The 15,613-nt window shown below is 61.6% G+C and carries 18 protein-coding genes; 14 read left to right on the top strand and 4 right to left on the bottom strand.

Annotated elements, in window-relative coordinates:
• Position 1 precedes the first annotated feature (1 nt).
• Positions 2-211, top strand: coding sequence for a hypothetical protein (locus tag NXC14_RS13670; protein WP_085778591.1), 210 nt, complete (start codon positions 2-4; stop codon positions 209-211).
• Positions 212-291: 80 nt separating this feature from the next.
• On the opposite strand, the gene NXC14_RS13665 is transcribed toward NXC14_RS13670, so the two are convergent.
• A complete protein-coding gene (locus NXC14_RS13665) occupies positions 292-1,194 on the bottom strand; it encodes an SDR family oxidoreductase (RefSeq protein ID WP_085778590.1) in 903 nt (300 codons plus the stop codon).
• Between the two features lie 91 nt (positions 1,195-1,285).
• Here NXC14_RS13665 and NXC14_RS13660 point away from each other — a divergent pair, with 91 nt between their 5' ends.
• Together NXC14_RS13660 and NXC14_RS13655 are read left to right on the top strand one after the other, a co-directional pair.
• Entirely contained in the window at positions 1,286-2,110 is an 825-nt protein-coding gene (locus tag NXC14_RS13660; RefSeq protein WP_085778589.1) for a helix-turn-helix transcriptional regulator, read from the top strand.
• Positions 2,111-2,269: 159 nt separating this feature from the next.
• Entirely contained in the window at positions 2,270-2,725 is a 456-nt protein-coding gene (locus NXC14_RS13655; RefSeq protein ID WP_198175453.1) for a hypothetical protein, read from the top strand.
• A gap of 650 nt (positions 2,726-3,375) precedes the next feature.
• On the opposite strand, the gene ftsZ is transcribed toward NXC14_RS13655, so the two are convergent.
• A complete protein-coding gene (gene ftsZ, locus NXC14_RS13650; protein ID WP_085780110.1) occupies positions 3,376-4,398 on the bottom strand; it encodes a cell division protein FtsZ in 1,023 nt (340 codons plus the stop codon).
• A 309-nt stretch (positions 4,399-4,707) separates the two neighbouring features.
• Between ftsZ and NXC14_RS13645 the strand changes: the two genes are divergently transcribed.
• Positions 4,708-5,103, top strand: coding sequence for a hypothetical protein (locus tag NXC14_RS13645; protein ID WP_085778587.1), 396 nt, complete (start codon positions 4,708-4,710; stop codon positions 5,101-5,103).
• A 151-nt stretch (positions 5,104-5,254) separates the two neighbouring features.
• Here NXC14_RS13645 and NXC14_RS13640 read toward each other — a convergent pair whose 3' ends face one another.
• A complete protein-coding gene (locus NXC14_RS13640) occupies positions 5,255-5,734 on the bottom strand; it encodes a 2'-5' RNA ligase family protein (protein WP_085778586.1) in 480 nt (159 codons plus the stop codon).
• Between the two features lie 167 nt (positions 5,735-5,901).
• Here NXC14_RS13640 and NXC14_RS13635 point away from each other — a divergent pair, with 167 nt between their 5' ends.
• Entirely contained in the window at positions 5,902-6,282 is a 381-nt protein-coding gene (locus tag NXC14_RS13635) for a VOC family protein (RefSeq protein ID WP_085778585.1), read from the top strand.
• A gap of 43 nt (positions 6,283-6,325) precedes the next feature.
• Positions 6,326-6,808, top strand: a complete 483-nt coding sequence (locus NXC14_RS13630; RefSeq protein WP_085778584.1) for a cupin domain-containing protein — start codon at positions 6,326-6,328, stop codon at positions 6,806-6,808.
• A 26-nt stretch (positions 6,809-6,834) separates the two neighbouring features.
• Here the strand turns inward: NXC14_RS13630 and NXC14_RS13625 are convergent, their stop codons facing one another.
• Positions 6,835-7,830: an AraC family transcriptional regulator gene (locus NXC14_RS13625; RefSeq protein ID WP_085778583.1), complete on the bottom strand. Its 996-nt coding sequence runs from the start codon at positions 7,828-7,830 to the stop codon at positions 6,835-6,837.
• 102 nt (positions 7,831-7,932) lie between these two features.
• Here NXC14_RS13625 and NXC14_RS13620 point away from each other — a divergent pair, with 102 nt between their 5' ends.
• From NXC14_RS13620 to NXC14_RS13585, 8 genes are all read left to right on the top strand, one after another.
• Positions 7,933-8,301 (top strand): DsrE family protein, encoded by a 369-nt coding sequence (locus tag NXC14_RS13620; protein ID WP_085778582.1) that lies wholly within the window; start codon positions 7,933-7,935, stop codon positions 8,299-8,301.
• Positions 8,302-8,395: 94 nt separating this feature from the next.
• Entirely contained in the window at positions 8,396-9,676 is a 1,281-nt protein-coding gene (gene blh, locus NXC14_RS13615; protein WP_085778581.1) for a bifunctional sulfur transferase/dioxygenase Blh, read from the top strand.
• Between the two features lie 148 nt (positions 9,677-9,824).
• Positions 9,825-10,388, top strand: a complete 564-nt coding sequence (locus tag NXC14_RS13610; RefSeq protein ID WP_085780109.1) for a hypothetical protein — start codon at positions 9,825-9,827, stop codon at positions 10,386-10,388.
• A 155-nt stretch (positions 10,389-10,543) separates the two neighbouring features.
• Positions 10,544-11,467: an MYG1 family protein gene (locus NXC14_RS13605; RefSeq protein WP_085780108.1), complete on the top strand. Its 924-nt coding sequence runs from the start codon at positions 10,544-10,546 to the stop codon at positions 11,465-11,467.
• 234 nt (positions 11,468-11,701) lie between these two features.
• Positions 11,702-12,091 (top strand): cytochrome c family protein, encoded by a 390-nt coding sequence (locus NXC14_RS13600; RefSeq protein WP_198175452.1) that lies wholly within the window; start codon positions 11,702-11,704, stop codon positions 12,089-12,091.
• A gap of 144 nt (positions 12,092-12,235) precedes the next feature.
• Positions 12,236-13,054, top strand: coding sequence for a cytochrome c oxidase subunit II (locus NXC14_RS13595; protein ID WP_085778579.1), 819 nt, complete (start codon positions 12,236-12,238; stop codon positions 13,052-13,054).
• A 67-nt stretch (positions 13,055-13,121) separates the two neighbouring features.
• Entirely contained in the window at positions 13,122-14,900 is a 1,779-nt protein-coding gene (ctaD, locus tag NXC14_RS13590; RefSeq protein WP_085778578.1) for a cytochrome c oxidase subunit I, read from the top strand.
• The gene (locus tag NXC14_RS13585; RefSeq protein ID WP_085778577.1) at positions 14,897-15,610 is read left to right on the top strand and encodes a cytochrome c oxidase subunit 3; all 714 of its coding nucleotides are present in this window, start codon (positions 14,897-14,899) and stop codon (positions 15,608-15,610) included. The genes ctaD and NXC14_RS13585 overlap by 4 nt, the downstream gene beginning before the upstream one ends.
• Positions 15,611-15,613 lie beyond the last annotated feature (3 nt).

The following is a 15,613-nucleotide window of genomic DNA, read 5'->3' as shown; positions in this document are numbered from 1 at the left end:
CATGGGCAATCCGAAAAAGGACGCCGCCGGTCAGTTTGCCAAATCCCGAGCTGACCGGAAAGCCAGCGGCGTTGCCAGCGCCAAGCCGACTGTGATCACCGGCTCGGAGGACGCCACGGTGAACAAGAACCCGCCGGGTAAAAAGAAGCCCGAGAAGGACTGGGACATCAATTACGATCCCGCCGATATGAATGAGGGACGGATGCGCTGAGCCGGTAGCGCACCCGCCTCATCCGACGCGGCCCCTTGCGGGGCAACTCAGGATGAGGCTCGTGAGCGATGGCCCGACATTCAGGCTTGGGCTGCCCCGGCAAAATAGGCCGGGTGGTTGATATCGGCGAGCAAGCCAGGTTCCATGGGCTGCCAGCCGAGGAGAGTGCGGGTGTGTGCACTCGAGGTGGGCACGTCGAAGCCGGCGAACATTCCAAACCAGCCAAAATGCTCAGCCGCCTCTTGCCGCGACAGCGAGACGGCAGGCACGCCGAGGCGGCGGCCGATGAGCTCCGCAATCTCCCGGAAGGGCACACCCTCTTCGGCGACCGCGAGGAAGGGGCCACCGCTGGCGCCATGCTCCAGCGCCAGGCGGTAGACCCGGGCGGCATCGCGCCTGTGCACGGCTGGCCAGCGATTGCCCCCGTCGCCGATATAGGCGGAAATTCCTTTCCGCCGGGCGATATCAATCAGGATCGGGATGAAGCCGTGATCGCCATGGCCGTGCACTGATGGCGGGAGCCGGACGGTGGAGGCGCGCACGCCGCGGGCGACAAGCGATGCCGCAGTGATTTCGGAGGCGCGGGGATAGGTTTCGGTCGTTGGCATCGGTGGGTCCTTCTCCGTGCCGATGCGGCCAGGCGCATGGCCAAGGCCCGCTGTGACCAGCAGCGGATGGTTGGAGCCCCGGAGGGCTTCGCCGAGCGCCTCGATGGCGCGCCGGTCGGCGGCGCAACTCTCCGCGAATTTCGAGAAGTCATGGTTGAAGGCCGTGTGGATGACGCCGTCGGCCTCAGCCGCGCCGCGCTTCAAACCCTCCAGGTCGTCAAGCGTGCCGCGCTGGACCTCGGCTCCTGATGCCGCCAGTTCGGCCGCTCCCTTGTCCGAGCGGGCGAGGCCGAGAACCTGATGGCCGGCGCCGATCAACTCCTTGACGACGGCCGAGCCCACCCAGCCTGTGGCTCCGGTAACGAATACGCGCATGTCGATATCTCCTGATTGGACGCAGACAGATATCGAGCAGGCTGGTATCATGGTAAAGTAGTGATCTTATCATGGTATAAAAGCTAACAGGATGAGCGAATTCGTGGCCTCCGAAAACCGGCTCGGCGCCTACCTCAAGGACCGCCGCGCCAAGCTTGATCCCGTCGCCCTCGGCTTTGCCGGCGACCGGCGCCGTACGCCGGGGCTTCGCCGCGAGGAGGTGGCGAGCCGCGCCAATATCAGCCCCACCTGGTACACATGGCTGGAGCAGGGCCGCGGCGGTGCGCCTTCGGCCGACGTGCTCGACCGGATCGCGCGCGCTTTGATGCTAACGGATATCGAGCGCGAGCACCTGTTTCTGATTGGGCTTGGCCGCCCGCCCGAAGTGCGCTACCGCAGCGACCAGGGCATCACGCCACGGCTGCAGGGCGTGCTCGACGCGCTTGATCCGTGCCCGGCGCTGATCCGCACCGCGATTTGGGACGTGGTCGGCTGGAACCGGGCGGCGACCGTGCTACTGACCGACTACGGCGCGCTGCCGCCGGAAGAGCGCAACGTGCTGCGCTTCATCTTCCTCGACCCGCGCGTGCGCGCTGCTCAATATGACTGGGAAAGTGTCGCCCGCTTCGTCGTCGCCGCCTTCCGGGTGGATGCGGCGCGCGCAGGTGCTGCCGCCGAGGTGGAGCCGCTGGTCGACGAACTCTGCCGCAAGAGCCCAGAATTCCTGGCCATGTGGCGCGACAACGATGTGCGCACCCATGGCGAGGGCGCCAAGCACATCAAGCACCCGGCGCTCGGGCTGCTCTCCTTCGAATATTCGGCCTTTCAGGTAGACGGCCGGCCGGATCTGAGCATGGTGGTGTATAAACCGGCGACGGCGGAGGATGCGGCGAGGATCAAGAGTTTGCTGGAGTGACGGGTTTATCCGCGTTATTTACCAGCGAGCTAATCGGTTCACCGTTATCGGGAATTTTTCACCTATTAGCTGTGCTAAGCGATAACAACGCCTCAATCCGGACATATCTACAGTGATGCTGTGCATCGATGCGAAAGCCGGGCGGGTGGGGGATTTCAAATGAATTTGTATCGTGCTGTGGTTTTGGTCGCCGCTTCGAGCTTGGTCGTGTTGTCAGCGTCCGCAGCATCCGCCTGCAGTTGCAAAAAAATGTCCGACAAGGAGAAATTTGCCAGTTCCGATCTGGTCGTAAGGGGTCGCATGAAGTCGGTGACCGTCGGCGTCGATATGCCAGATCCAAAATCGAACAGCGACATACCGCGCTTGGTGCGCGGCGAGTTCGAGGTCGAGAAGGTGCTGAAAGGAAGCTTTAAGGGCAAGATACTGCCAATTCATACGGGTTTCGGAACCGGAGACTGCGGTCGTTTGGCAGAGTTTCTGACCGGGACGTATTTATATCACGACAGGAAAATGAACGTCGTCGAATTCGGCATGTCAAAAACCGAACTTCCGGGGCAGACCTTCTATTTTACGGGAATTTGTGATTACGCGAAATTTCCGGAGAAACAACAATAACCACGGCCCTTCCTCGACGCGGTGAGCGCTGGAACCGATCCCTTTTCATCGGGATTTAACGTTAGCAATTGAAAGCGCAAAGCGTCGCCCGCACACCCGCCTCATCCTTCGAGGCTTCAGCTTTCGGCCTCCGCACCTCAGGATCAGGCTCTCTCGAGCTCTGGTGCTGCATTCTCCAACGTCTGCCGTCAGGGGCGGCATCCCACGACGTCCCTTATGCTGAGGCGCGTAGCCCGTGAGGGCGAAGCCTCAAAGCATGCGTCGCAAGGTTGATTCTTGCCGGCACGCGCGCGCACACTGAGCTCGATCGAATCCATAACTCGTAACGGATACGGCTTTGCAGCCGACGGCACGTTCGTCTTCGGCGATTCCTAGGGCAGTGAGGGTATCGGTGACGGCATCCGACTTCGCGACCGCGGTCAACAGTCAGCGGCATCAACATCGCGTGCCGGGGGACCGCGGCAGATGCTCTCTGCATCTCAAGCACTGAGACTGTCAAAATCTCCATGGTGCACGACGCCTTGGACATACACTTCGTCCGATTGGCCTTCACAGGCCTAATACCGACTTTGCCCCGCCCATTCTCCACTGGCGGGACAACGTTTATCTGGCAGCCCGGCCATGACTGAGCCGTGGTAATAACGACCGTATTACTGCAGCGTGCGCGTCTGAATCGGTTCAGCCGGCGCGTGAGAAGGGGACGCGGAGAGAGAGCTGCCTTCCAGGCCGGTCGCCACCACCGAGACGCGGAATTTGCCGTCGAGGCTGCGGTCGAAAATCGCGCCGACGACGATATCGGCGTCGTCCTGCACTTCGTCGCGAATGCGGCTTGCCGCTTCGTCCACTTCGAACAGGGTCATATCCGAGCCGCCGGAGATCGAGATTAGCACGCCTTTGGCGCCCTTCATCGAAATATCGTCCAGTAGCGGGTTGGCGATTGCCGCTTCCGCCGCCTTCATCGCCCGGCTTTCGCCGGCGGCTTCACCGGTGCCCATCATGGCGCGGCCCATGCCCTGCATGACCGACTTCACGTCGGCGAAATCGAGGTTGATCAGACCTTCCTTGACGATGAGGTCGGTGATGCAGCCGACACCGGCAAAGAGCACGCGGTCGGCTGTCATGAAGGCATCGGCGAAGGTGGTTTTCGCATCGGCGATGCGGAAGAGGTTTTGATTGGGAATGACAATAACGGTATCGGCGGCCTGACGAAGCGCCTCGATGCCAGCCTCCGCCGTCCGCATGCGGCGATTGCCCTCGAAGGTAAACGGCTTGGTGACGACGCCAACGGTCAGGATGCCGGCCGCACGTGCGGCGCGCGCGATGACCGGGGCTGCGCCCGTGCCCGTTCCTCCGCCCATGCCGGCGGTGACGAAACACATGTGTGATCCTGCCAGGTGATCCATGATCTCGTCGAGCGATTCTTCTGCCGCCGCATGTCCGATTTCCGGCAGGGAACCGGCGCCGAGGCCCTCCGTCACATTGGCGCCGAGCTGAATGCGGCGCGATGCCTTTGAGGTGGCAAGAACCTGGGCATCGGTGTTTGCGGCGACGAATTCGACGCCTGCCAGCTTTTCCGCGATCATATTGTTGATCGCATTGCCGCCGCCGCCGCCGACGCCAACCACCGTGATTTGCGGCCGCAGCCCGGTAATGCCGCTCTTGGCGTCCGTCATCGTCTTCTCCTTTGATATCTCGTTTCCGCACGCCCTCGTCGCGGACAGCGAATCGGCGTCGAGCATAGTCGCCCAACAAGGCAGAGGCGAGGCGAAAGAAGCGGTGGCGCCTTGAGCGACGCGAATGTTCTCGTCAGCTCTGCGTCGGCAAATCCGAAGCGGCGGGCAAGTGCATGTCCTCTCGCAGTGGGACGCAGGCGAGACATCCTAGCTGTGCTGCTGATTTGGATCACAAGCGCCGGCGGGGCGTGAACTAAAGCCGCGCCGCGGTGTTTACAGGCATACCTCTTCTCTGAAAGGAACATCCGCATGCAAAGACTCTTGCTCTCCGGTCTTGCCCTTGCAGCATCGGCCGCCACCGCCTTCGCCCAACAGCCGCCCGCTCCACCACCCGCCGGCGAGCCACCCGCAGCGAATGAGCCTGCATCGCCAGCCCCGCCTGCGCCTGATGATGAGAGGGTGATGCGTCACGGGGCGGATGAGCAGTCCCGAGATCGCCCCGACTACCGCTGGCATGGTTCGAGAGGCGACATGGGCTTCCGTGATTATCGCGGTCATCGCCTGCCGCCGCCGTCCAAGGCGGCCCGGTTCCAGATCGAGGATGGAAATACCCGGATCGACCTGAAATGCGCTGAGGACGAACCGACGAAGGTTTGCGCCGATCTGTTGCTCCAGGTGATGGATCGCCTGCAGGGCCAGGATTGACTTCGCGCAGCCGCGCTTGTCACGCAAGGCGCGCCAGCTTTGATTGGCAGAAGGCAATCATTGATTCTTCCAGGACTTGATGCCGACCGATTTTCAGCATTCAGCCCTTCAATGATTGGCTGGGCTTGCTGGCGACCGGTGCTGTCGGCGATCATCTCGACGCCAGCCTAATTTCGCTCAAGACATCCACCGGCGGAAATCGCACACAGTCTGCGGGATCAAAAGTCACCGAGAATTGCCTCCGGTTCCGATTTGCCCAGCTGATCGCTGCCTGCAACCTTGCCTTCGGGATTTTGGCGGCGATCGTGCAATGCGGCACCCAGTTGCCGGGCCAATAGTGCTCGTGACAGTGGACGGGCTCGATTTCCCGGTGAAGCGCCGCATGCAACTGGAAGAGCCACTCGTCGTGATCCGGCCGCGCCCATAAGACGAGGAATTGGTTCTCGAAGGAACCGATCCGTGAAAAACTTAACGTAACGGCAGGGCGGCTGCGGAAAACACGCTCGGCTGCCTCTGCCAACCGGTCGACCGCAATCTCCGGATAAACGGCGAGGGTGACATGAGGCGGATAGTTCTTGAAAACCGGGGAAGCGGTGTCGTTCAGACATTTGAGGGTGATCCCGAAAGGCATTTGCGAGCGTATCCGATCCGTTCCTGTAGACCATAAACGCACGCCAGTCGATGTCGAGCGGCCAAAAGGACTGATTGCGGCCGGCGCACATTGCCATCGGGAGATGCGCGTGACAGGCTCGAAAGGAGGACATCAGTCATGACAGGAAACGGAATGGGAGAGATGAGATGATCGATCACATCACCATCGCTGTGAGTGACCTCGAGAAGAGCAAGGCATTCTACGAAAGCGCTCTCGAGCCCCTTGGCTACCGCTGCGCCTTCGGCAAGCAGGGGGTATTCTGGGCCTTCGACGTCGGCGGCAGCCTGTTCGAGATCCAGCGCACTGACGACAAGCCGCCGCTCACGCGTGTGCACGTCGCCTTCCGGGTGCGAGACAGGGCAGAGGTCGCGGCCTTTTATCAGGCGGCGCTTTTGGCCGGAGCGCGAGATAACGGTGCGCCCGGTCCAAGGCCGGAATATGCCGAAAACTATTACGCCTGCTTCGTTCTCGATCCCGATGGATACAATATCGAGGCAATGATCAATGAACCCGTGCCGCAGGCGTGAGGACGTCGGACTCATAGGATATCGCCGCCGGGGGAGGTCGATTATGCCGAGTTTCAAAAATGCCGTTGTTTCTTTGCCTGGCAGGGAGCGGGTCGCGAAGACGCCGTTCGGGGCGAGAATCGTCATTCATGCCACGGCCGCCGAAACCGGTGGCGCGTTCGGCATGTGGGAAACCTTTACGCCGCCGGGGCATGGCCCGGCTCCGCACACGCACACGCGGGAGACGGAAGTCTTTCGGATCATCCGCGGGCTCTATCGATTCCAGTGTGGCGACGAGGAATTCGACGCACCGGTGGGAACCGTCATCGTTCTGCCGCCACATATACGCCATAGCTGGCGAAATATAGGCGAAGAACCTGGCCAGATGTTCGGCACTGTGACGCCGGGCGGCTGCGAACAATTGTTTATCGATATCGAGACCTCAGGCGCTGATACGCCTGAAAAGATCGCCGTGATCGAAGCGCGGCTCGGGATCGTCAACGACATGACGCTGGCTCTCGGATTGACCGGACCGCAACCGCACTGACCAGGCGCACCCGGTTGGGCGGTTGTTCAGCTTCGGACCATAGCCCGCCATGCTGCTGGCGGAGTGGCAAAAGCACGGGAGAAGGCCCGATTGAAAGCGGCTTCGGTGGCATAACCGGCGTCGCAGGCGATCGCCGCAATCGGCCGGGCCGTGGTGGCGAGCGCTGTGCTGGCGAGAGTGAGACGCCAGTCCCTGACATAGCGGATTGGCGAGGTGGTCAGCATCTCCTGGAAGCGATCGGCGAGCGCGCTGCGCGAGAGGCCGGCAGCCGCTGCCAGCTGTTCCAGAGACCAGTCACGGCCGGGGTCGCCATGGATCAGGGAAAGGCAGCGCGAGAGAGCAGGGTCGGCAAGTGCAGTGAGCCAGCCTGTTGCCTTTGGCGCGGCCATGGTGATCTGCTGGCGCAGGATCTCGATGAAAATGATCTCTGTCAGCCGCGGCAGTATGGAGACGCCGCCAGCGCGCGGCCGATCGACTTCATCGACCATCTGGCGGATGGTGGCGCGCAGCCAATCGCCGTCATTGGCGGCACGGGTTCTCACATGGATGAGCTTCGGCAGCGACTGGCGCAGAGGCCCAAAGCTCAAGCCGTCCCACTGCAGATAGCCGCAGAGCAGCCGTACTCCTTGTGCCGCCTCGCCATAACGCAGCACGGGAATTTCACGCCACGGCTTCTGCGGCAGGTCGCGGGTCGGCAGCACCAGCATGCCGTCCTTGCCCGCGCCGAGTTGATGCCCGGTACCGAAGGGAAAGACCACCACGTCGCCGGCTTCCAGATCGGTCTCTTCGCCTTCCGTTTTCAGCCAGCAGTTCCCGGCCACGAGGATGTGAAAGGGCATGGTGCCATGTGCCTTGGCCGAAAGACCTGCCAGTGACGGCTGAGCGTCCGTCTGCCAGTCGCCTGTCGGCATGAAGCAGAACTGCAGTGAGCCGGAAAGGCGGATGGTTGCAAGCAGCGACGAAAGCACGTCGTCCCGCGCGACACCCTGAGCGTCTGGATTTTCAGGTAAGACTTCAAGCATTACGGCCAAATACGCGCCCCGCGCATCCTCCTATCATCAGCTCGTTCACACCAACCGGACAGCTTCGCTGGGATGAAAACGTCAACTCACTGGGAGAATACTATGCAAACGCCAAGCGACAAACTGGTCGTACTGATCACCAAGGGCATCGATTCCGAACTGTCCTCCGTCGCCTTCACTATTGCAAATGGCGGCATCACCGCCGGGCTGAAGGTCTCGGTGTTCCTTACGAGCACGGCGGTCGACCTGGTGCGCAGGGGCGGTCAGCGGTTGACGCATGTGCCGCCGCTCGATCCGCTTCCGAGCCTGATCGACAATTTCCGTCAGCGCGGAGGTACGATCTGGGCTTGCCCGCCTTGCGTGACCTCACGCGGTTACACACAGGAGGACCTGCTCGACGGGGTCGTCATCGTCGGCGCCAGCGCCATGCATGCGGAGATCAAACAAGGTGCGGCGACGCTGTCGTTTTGAGCAGACGCCTCTATTCTTGCGCTCGGCAATATACTTGTGAGATTGTACGGCTATACGTGCGATACTGCGTGATCAGGGCGGCGCGGAGGCTTCGATGATGCCGGTGAGGGTCAATGAGCGGCTATCGGTGGCGGGGCAACCCGATCCAGGCGATTTTGCCGATTTCGCCAAGGAGGGCTTCGCCGCCGTCATCAACGCCAGGCCCGATGGCGAGGAGGCGAGCGAGCCAGGCAATGCGGCAGAAAAGTTTTCCGCTGCCGCCGCCGGGCTTTCCTACAGTTTCGTGCCGGTGAACGGCAACGAGATTACCGAGGCCGACATTCGCGCCTTTCAGGCGGCGATGGCTGAGGCGAAGGGACCGGTCGTCGCCCATTGCAAGAGCGGCACGCGGGCATTGACGCTCTATGTGCTCGGCGAGGTGCTCGACGGGCGGATGAAGCCGGCGGATGTCCAGACCTTCGGCGAAGGCCTTGGCTTCGATCTTGCCGGCGCACGCCGCTGGCTCGAAAAGGCGGCAAGCCGACGACCTCGGGTGAAGGCCTTCTTCGAACCCCGGACCTGCAGCGTGCAATATGTCGTGTCCGATCCGGCGACAAAACGCTGTGCCATCATCGATCCGGTGCTCGACTTCGACGAGATGTCGGGCGCGACGGGAACGGTGAACGCCGATGCCATCCTTGCTTACATCGAGAGCGAACGGTTGACGGTCGAGTGGATTCTCGACACGCATCCGCATGCCGATCACTTCTCCGCCGCCCATTATCTCAACGAAAAGACTGGCGCGCCGACAGCGATCGGCGTCCATGTCACCGATGTGCAGAGGCTTTGGAAGGAGATCTATAACTGGCCGGCGCTCGCGACCGACGGCTCGCAATGGGACCGGCTCTTTGCCGATGGCGACTCGTTTGAAATCGGCGGTCTTACGGCCCGAGTGATGTTTTCGCCCGGCCATACGCTGGCATCGGTGACCTATGTGGTCGGCGACGCCGCCTTCGTGCACGATACGATGTTCACGCCGGATTCGGGTACGGCGCGCACCGATTTTCCCGGCGGCAGCGCGACCGCCCTCTGGCACTCGATTCAGGCGATCCTATCGCTGCCCGAGGAGACCCGCCTCTTTTCCGGCCACGATTATCAGCCCGGGGGTCGTCACCCGCGCTGGGAAAGCACGGTCGCAGCCCAAAAGCGCGCCAATCCGCATATTGCGGGAATGGACGAGGCCGGCTTCGTGGCGCTGCGTGAGGCGCGCGACCGTACGCTGCCCAAGCCGAAGCTGATGCTGCATGCGCTGCAGGTCAACATCCGCGGCGGTCGGCTGCCGGAACCAGAGGAGAACGGCCGCCGGTATCTCAAGATCCCGCTGGATGCTTTATGACGGCGACGGCGAGGCGGCGACGGCCGCCATGAGCTCGCTGGCCTTTTTCCCGGATTGGCCTATGATTTCCTACCGCCCCGTGCTTTGCGCATCTGATAGGACGCGCGGCGCCGGAGGGCGTGTGCGCCCGCTCGAACGGAGTTTCGAAATGCTCGAACGAAATCAGCTTCCTTTGCGCCCGGCAGCACCCGGTTTCGCGGTCGCCTGGGTCACGGTCATTGCCGGCGCCAGCGTCGCTCTCAGCCTGCTTTTTGCCTGCGTTACGCCTTTCGTTGCCCTGGCGGCAGTCTCGGCGGTCGTTCTTCCCCGGAAGATGGCGATAATGGCGGTGCTGTTCGCCTGGCTTGCCAACCAGACGGTCGGATATCTCATACTCGGCTATCCCCAGACCTTCGACAGCTTTGCCTGGGGGCTGACGATCGGTGTCGCCGCATTTGCATCGCTCGTGGCATCGCTCGGCGTGCTTCGCCTCAAGGCCAGCCTTGCCGCCACCATGGCCGCCGCCTTTATCGCCGGGTTCGTCGCGTATGAAGCAGTGCTCTTTGCAGCGACGGTAGCGCTTCCGTCCGGCGATGGCGCGTTTTCGGCAGCGGTCGTCGCCGAGGTTCTTTTGATCAATTCTCTGGCCGTAATCGGGCTGATCTGCCTGCATATCGGCGCAGCGGCCGGGCGCGCGCTCGTTGCAGCACAGCCGGGACCGGCGCTGCCTTAGGCCATTGCCTCCACACATATCGGTTCAAAGCTGCCCTGTCGCCTTCCGACACTATGCAGAATGCGCGAAGCCGGGTTGAGATAGCGGCCGGCAACGGCTATCTCGTTCAGACCCGCAAGCGGATCCTCCGCCAAACCATAAGGCGCATAGCTTCCATGAGCCCCGATTTCCTCGTTACCCATTCCGGTGGTTTCCATGCCGACGAGCTGCTGTCGAGCGTCATCCTGACGCGGCTTTTCCCGCAGGCGCGTCTGATCCGCAGCCGGGCGCCGGAATGGATCACGCCAGCCCCGGACCGGATCATCTATGATGTCGGCGGAGCCTATGATCCTGCCGCCGGCATATTCGATCATCATCAGCGCGGCGCGCCACTGCGAGACGACGGCCAGCCCTACAGTTCGTTCGGCCTGATCTGGAAGCACTACGGCCGCGAATATCTCGTAGCCTCCGGTCTCCCCGATCATCATGTCGAAGCCCTGCACTCCACTTTCGACATCGGTTTCGTGCTGCCGATCGACCTGACCGACAATGGCGCGCTCAGCCCTTCGGGCCCTTTGGCCAGCCTGACGCTGCCGGCGCTGCTCGAGACCCTGAAACCGGTGTTCGATGAGGAGGAACCCGAGGCTGACGATCGTGCCTTCCGTGCGGCGCTGGCCATTGCCCGCAGTTTCATCGATGCCGGGATCGCTCAGAGGGCCGCAAAACTGCGAGCCGAGGCGATCGTGTATCGGGCGATCGAGGTTGCTGGGCAGGGGCGTATTCTGGAATTGCCGAGAGGGATGCCCTTCCGTCCCGCCATCGTCAAGGCCGGCGCCGATCACCTGCTGTTCGTCGTCCACCCGCGCGAAAAGGATTGGTGCGTGACCGGCATTCGCCGTGGCGACGACGGGTTCGAGCTTCGGGCCGATCTGCCGGCAACCTGGGCCGGCCTTACCAATAGTGAGCTGGAGGCGGTCTGCGGCATCGAGGGCGCTAGCTTCTGCCATAACGGCCGCTTTATCGCTGCCGCCAAAACCCGGGAGGCGGCGCTTGCCATGGCCGAATTGGCCGTGCAAGAGGCGCTTTCGATCGGAGTATAAGTCGGGTGGCGCGGCGCCATTCTCCAGCAGATCACCGCGTGCTGACCGGGTTTCGGACCCGGTATTTGCATCGGGCCACAAGATATCGGATTGCGCCCAACGTGCCAGCAATCGTGGAAGCGATTGACTTGCATCCGCGAAGGACTAACTTTAACCCCTAGCAACCACCACCCCCGCGCGAATGATGGCCGAGGGTGAGAGTGGCTGGCGACCTTGAGGAGGATGAGGTTTGCCGTGGATTACCGTGCTGTTCTGCTGATTACTGCATCCGTCATTGCCCTTTTCCCTCTCAACGCTGGAGCGCAGGAGGGGGATGCGACGGCTGGCGCCACCGTTTTCAAGAAATGTGCCACCTGTCATGTCGTCGAGTCCGATACGAACAAGGTGGGTCCGTCACTGAACAAGCTGTTCGGCCGAAAGGCCGGAACGCATCCTGATTTTGCTTATTCTGCGGCGATGAAGGCGGCCGGCGAGGGTGGTCTCGTTTGGGACGAGGCGACGTTGCGTGACTATCTGCATAATCCGAAAGCCAAAGTGAAGGGCACCAAGATGGCCTTCGCAGGAGTGAAGGATGACCAGGAAATCACCAATCTCATTGCCTATCTCAAACAATATTCTCAATGACGGGCAATACTCCAAATGACGATTTGCCGGCGGCGGCGCATGCCTAAATCGTCGTAATTGCCGACATTTTCTATTTGTGCGATAATAAACTCGACATTTTTGTGGAGTGCGGTTTCACGGTCGGTCGGCCCAGGAGGGGCGGAAATGGCTGTTGTGCTGATTCTCGTCTTGGTTGTCGTTGGCTCCGTGCTGTTCCACGTGCTGAGCCCGTGGTGGTGGACGCCGATCGCGTCCAACTGGAACTATATCGACAACACGCTCGTCATCACCTTTTGGATCACCGGCATCGTCTTCGTGGCGGTGGTTTCGTTCATGGCCTATTGCGTCTTCCGCTTCCGCCACAGACCGGGCAATCGGGCGCATTATGAGCCTGAAAATCGCAGACTGGAATTGCTTCTGGCCTCGGGAACGGCAGTTGGCGTCGCGGCAATGCTGGCGCCTGGCCTGATCGTCTGGAACCAGTTCATCACAGTGCCCGCCGATGCCGCATCGGTCGAAGTCGTCAGCCAGCAGTGGCTGTGGAGCTTCCGCCTGCCGGGCGCGGACGGAAAGCTGGGCCGCGCCGAGACGCGTGACGTCACTTCCGACAATCCGCTGGGCCTCGACAAGAACGATGCAAACGGCCTCGACGACATCATCGTCGAAGGCGGCGAGCTTCATCTGCCGATCGGAAAGCCCGTGCACATATTGCTGCGCTCCGTCGATGTGCTCCATGATTTCTACGTGCCGGAATTCCGCGCCAAGATGGACATGATCCCCGGCATGGTCACCTATTTCTGGCTGACACCGACACGCACGGGCACGTTCGAGATCCTCTGTGCCGAACTTTGCGGCGTCGGTCATCCGCAGATGCGCGGCACCGTCATTGTCGACAGCGACGCGGACTATCAGACCTGGCTCGGGCAGCAGCAGACATTCACCCAGCTGACGGCGTCATCGGGAGAGCCGCCGCCGGCAAACTGAACTGGCGGGAAGACGGCCGGAGGCCGCAGGCCGCTCTAACCAAACGGCTGACATAGGAGGAGATATCATGGTCGAGATTCCGTCCGGCAGCGCAGGTGTCATCCCGACCGCCGAAGTCGAGGATGTCGAGCTTTATCATCCGCACAGCTGGTGGACGAAATATGTGTTCAGCCAGGATGCCAAGATCATTGCCGTCCAATATTCGCTGACCGCCATCTCGATCGGCCTAGTGGCGCTGGTGCTCTCCTGGCTGATGCGCATTCAGCTCGCCTTTCCCGGCACTTTCGCCTTCATCGATGCCGATCACTATTACCAGTTCATCACCATGCACGGTATGATCATGGTGATCTATCTGCTCACTGCGCTCTTCCTCGGCGGCTTCGGCAACTACCTCATCCCGCTGATGGTCGGTGCGCGCGACATGGTGTTTCCTTATGCGAACATGCTGAGCTACTGGATCTATCTGCTGGCGGTGCTGATCCTCGTCGCCGGCTTTTTCGCGCCCGGCGGCCCGACGGGGGCCGGCTGGACGCTTTATCCGCCGCAATCCGTTTTGTCAGGCACACCCGGCGGCCAGGACTGGGGCATCCTCTTGATGCTGACCTCGCTGATCGTCTTCATCATCGGTTTCACCATGGGCGGCCTGAATTATGTGGTGACCGTGCTGCAGGGACGCGCGCGCGGCATGACGCTGATGCGGATGCCGCTCACCGTCTGGGGCATCTTCACAGCGACCGTTATGGCGCTCTTGGCCTTTCCGGCGCTGTTCGTCGCCTGCGTCATGATGATGTTCGACCGCCTGCTCGGCACCAGCTTCTTCATGCCCGCCATCGTCGAGATGGGCGAGCAGCTCAAGCATGGCGGCGGCAGCCCGATCCTGTTCCAGCACCTGTTCTGGTTCTTCGGGCATCCGGAGGTCTATATCGTCGCGCTGCCGGCTTTCGGCATTGTTTCGGATCTCATCAGCACGCATGCGCGCAAGAACATCTTCGGCTACCGGATGATGGTCTGGGCGATCGTCATCATCGGGGGCTTGAGCTTCGTCGTCTGGGCGCACCACATGTATGTCAGCGGCATGCACCCGGCCTTCGGCTTCTTCTTCGCCACCACGACGCTGATCATCGCCATCCCGACGGCGATCAAGGTCTACAACTGGGTGCTGACGCTCTGGCGCGGCGATATCCATCTGACGCTGCCGATGCTCTTTGCGCTCGCCTTCATCGTCACCTTCGTTAATGGCGGTCTGACCGGCCTATTCCTCGGCAATGTCGTCGTCGACGTGCCGCTGTCGGATACGATGTTCGTCGTTGCACATTTTCACATGGTCATGGGCGTGGCGCCGATCCTCGTCATCTTCGGGGCGATCTATCACTGGTATCCTAAGGTGACGGGACGCATGCTGGATGAGACGCTCGGCCATATCCACTTCTGGATCACCTTCCTCGGCACCTATGCGATCTTCTTTCCAATGCATTATCTCGGCCTGCTTGGTGTGCCGCGCCGTTATTTCGAGATGGGAGAGACGGCCTTCGTGCCACCGTCTGCTCATACGCTGAACATCTTCATCACCGTCATGGCGCTCGTTGTCGGGGCCGGGCAGATCGTCTTTCTGTTCAACCTGGTCTGGAGCCTTTTCCGGGGCAGGGAGGCTGGCGGCAATCCTTGGCGGGCGACGACGCTCGAATGGCAGACGCCTGAGACGCCGCCCGCACACGGCAACTGGGGCAGCGATCTGCCCGTCGTCTACCGCTGGGCCTATGATTACAGCGTGCCGGGGGCGGACGAGGATTTCATTCCGCAGAATGTGCCGGCAAGCGGCGGCGGAACGCGGGAGGTCCCGGCATGAACGTCGTGCTGATCTTCCTCGCTGCCATAGCCGCCATCATGATCTGGTGGCTGGCCGGACAGCGGCTGACCTCGAAGCCCTGGCTTGAAACCGGCTCGCTGCAGCAGCCGGATCATCATGGTGCAGACCGGCCGCCTGTGCCTGCGGTGAAAATTGGCCTCTTCGTGTTTCTAGCAGTCGTCGGCGCGGTGTTCAGCCTTGCCGTCAGCGCCTATTTCATGCGCGCGGCCTCAGCGGACTGGTGGGGGATGCCGGTTCCGCGGTTGCTCTGGGTGAACACCGCGGCACTTGCCTTGAGCAGCGCGGCACTGCAATGGGCCAAACATCAAGCACAGCATGGTCGCATGGAAAGCCTACGGCTGGCGCTTGCGACAGGATTTGCGCTAGCCGTCTTCTTTCTCGCCGGGCAGATCCAGGCATGGCGGGAATTAACGGCGGCCGGATACATCCTGGCCGACAATCCCGCCAACAGCTTCTTCTATATGCTCACCGGCCTGCACGGGCTGCATATTTTGGGCGGGCTTGCTGTGCTCGCGCATACGACGGTCAAGGCGTTCGCAGCCGATGTCGCGCCGGATAGACTGCGGCTCAGCGTCGACCTATCGGCCATCTATTCGCATTTCATGCTCGCCGTCTGGCTTTTGCTCTTCGCGCTCTTTGCCGGCTGGGCGAATGATTTCGTCGATCTCTGCCGCACGTTGATAAGCTAGGGG

Source organism: Rhizobium sp. NXC14 (assembly GCF_002117485.1).
GTDB lineage: Bacteria > Pseudomonadota > Alphaproteobacteria > Rhizobiales > Rhizobiaceae > Rhizobium.
Note: the sequence above shows the minus strand (reverse complement) of the source record. Positions and strands in the feature narration are given on the sequence as shown.

Coding starts and splice junctions, on each gene's coding strand:
- NXC14_RS13660 (WP_085778589.1), top strand. CDS start 1,286: ATGAGCGAATTCGTGGCCTCCGAAAACCGGCTCGGCGCCTACCTCAAG.
- NXC14_RS13595 (WP_085778579.1), top strand. CDS start 12,236: ATGGCTGTTGTGCTGATTCTCGTCTTGGTTGTCGTTGGCTCCGTGCTG.
- ctaD (WP_085778578.1), top strand. CDS start 13,122: ATGGTCGAGATTCCGTCCGGCAGCGCAGGTGTCATCCCGACCGCCGAA.
- NXC14_RS13640 (WP_085778586.1), bottom strand. CDS start 5,734: ATGCCTTTCGGGATCACCCTCAAATGTCTGAACGACACCGCTTCCCCG.
- NXC14_RS13635 (WP_085778585.1), top strand. CDS start 5,902: ATGATCGATCACATCACCATCGCTGTGAGTGACCTCGAGAAGAGCAAG.
- NXC14_RS13665 (WP_085778590.1), bottom strand. CDS start 1,194: ATGCGCGTATTCGTTACCGGAGCCACAGGCTGGGTGGGCTCGGCCGTC.
- NXC14_RS13620 (WP_085778582.1), top strand. CDS start 7,933: ATGCAAACGCCAAGCGACAAACTGGTCGTACTGATCACCAAGGGCATC.
- NXC14_RS13645 (WP_085778587.1), top strand. CDS start 4,708: ATGCAAAGACTCTTGCTCTCCGGTCTTGCCCTTGCAGCATCGGCCGCC.
- NXC14_RS13670 (WP_085778591.1), top strand. CDS start 2: ATGGGCAATCCGAAAAAGGACGCCGCCGGTCAGTTTGCCAAATCCCGA.
- blh (WP_085778581.1), top strand. CDS start 8,396: ATGATGCCGGTGAGGGTCAATGAGCGGCTATCGGTGGCGGGGCAACCC.
- NXC14_RS13585 (WP_085778577.1), top strand. CDS start 14,897: ATGAACGTCGTGCTGATCTTCCTCGCTGCCATAGCCGCCATCATGATC.
- NXC14_RS13630 (WP_085778584.1), top strand. CDS start 6,326: ATGCCGAGTTTCAAAAATGCCGTTGTTTCTTTGCCTGGCAGGGAGCGG.
- NXC14_RS13610 (WP_085780109.1), top strand. CDS start 9,825: ATGCTCGAACGAAATCAGCTTCCTTTGCGCCCGGCAGCACCCGGTTTC.
- NXC14_RS13605 (WP_085780108.1), top strand. CDS start 10,544: ATGAGCCCCGATTTCCTCGTTACCCATTCCGGTGGTTTCCATGCCGAC.
- NXC14_RS13625 (WP_085778583.1), bottom strand. CDS start 7,830: ATGCTTGAAGTCTTACCTGAAAATCCAGACGCTCAGGGTGTCGCGCGG.
- ftsZ (WP_085780110.1), bottom strand. CDS start 4,398: ATGACGGACGCCAAGAGCGGCATTACCGGGCTGCGGCCGCAAATCACG.
- NXC14_RS13655 (WP_198175453.1), top strand. CDS start 2,270: ATGAATTTGTATCGTGCTGTGGTTTTGGTCGCCGCTTCGAGCTTGGTC.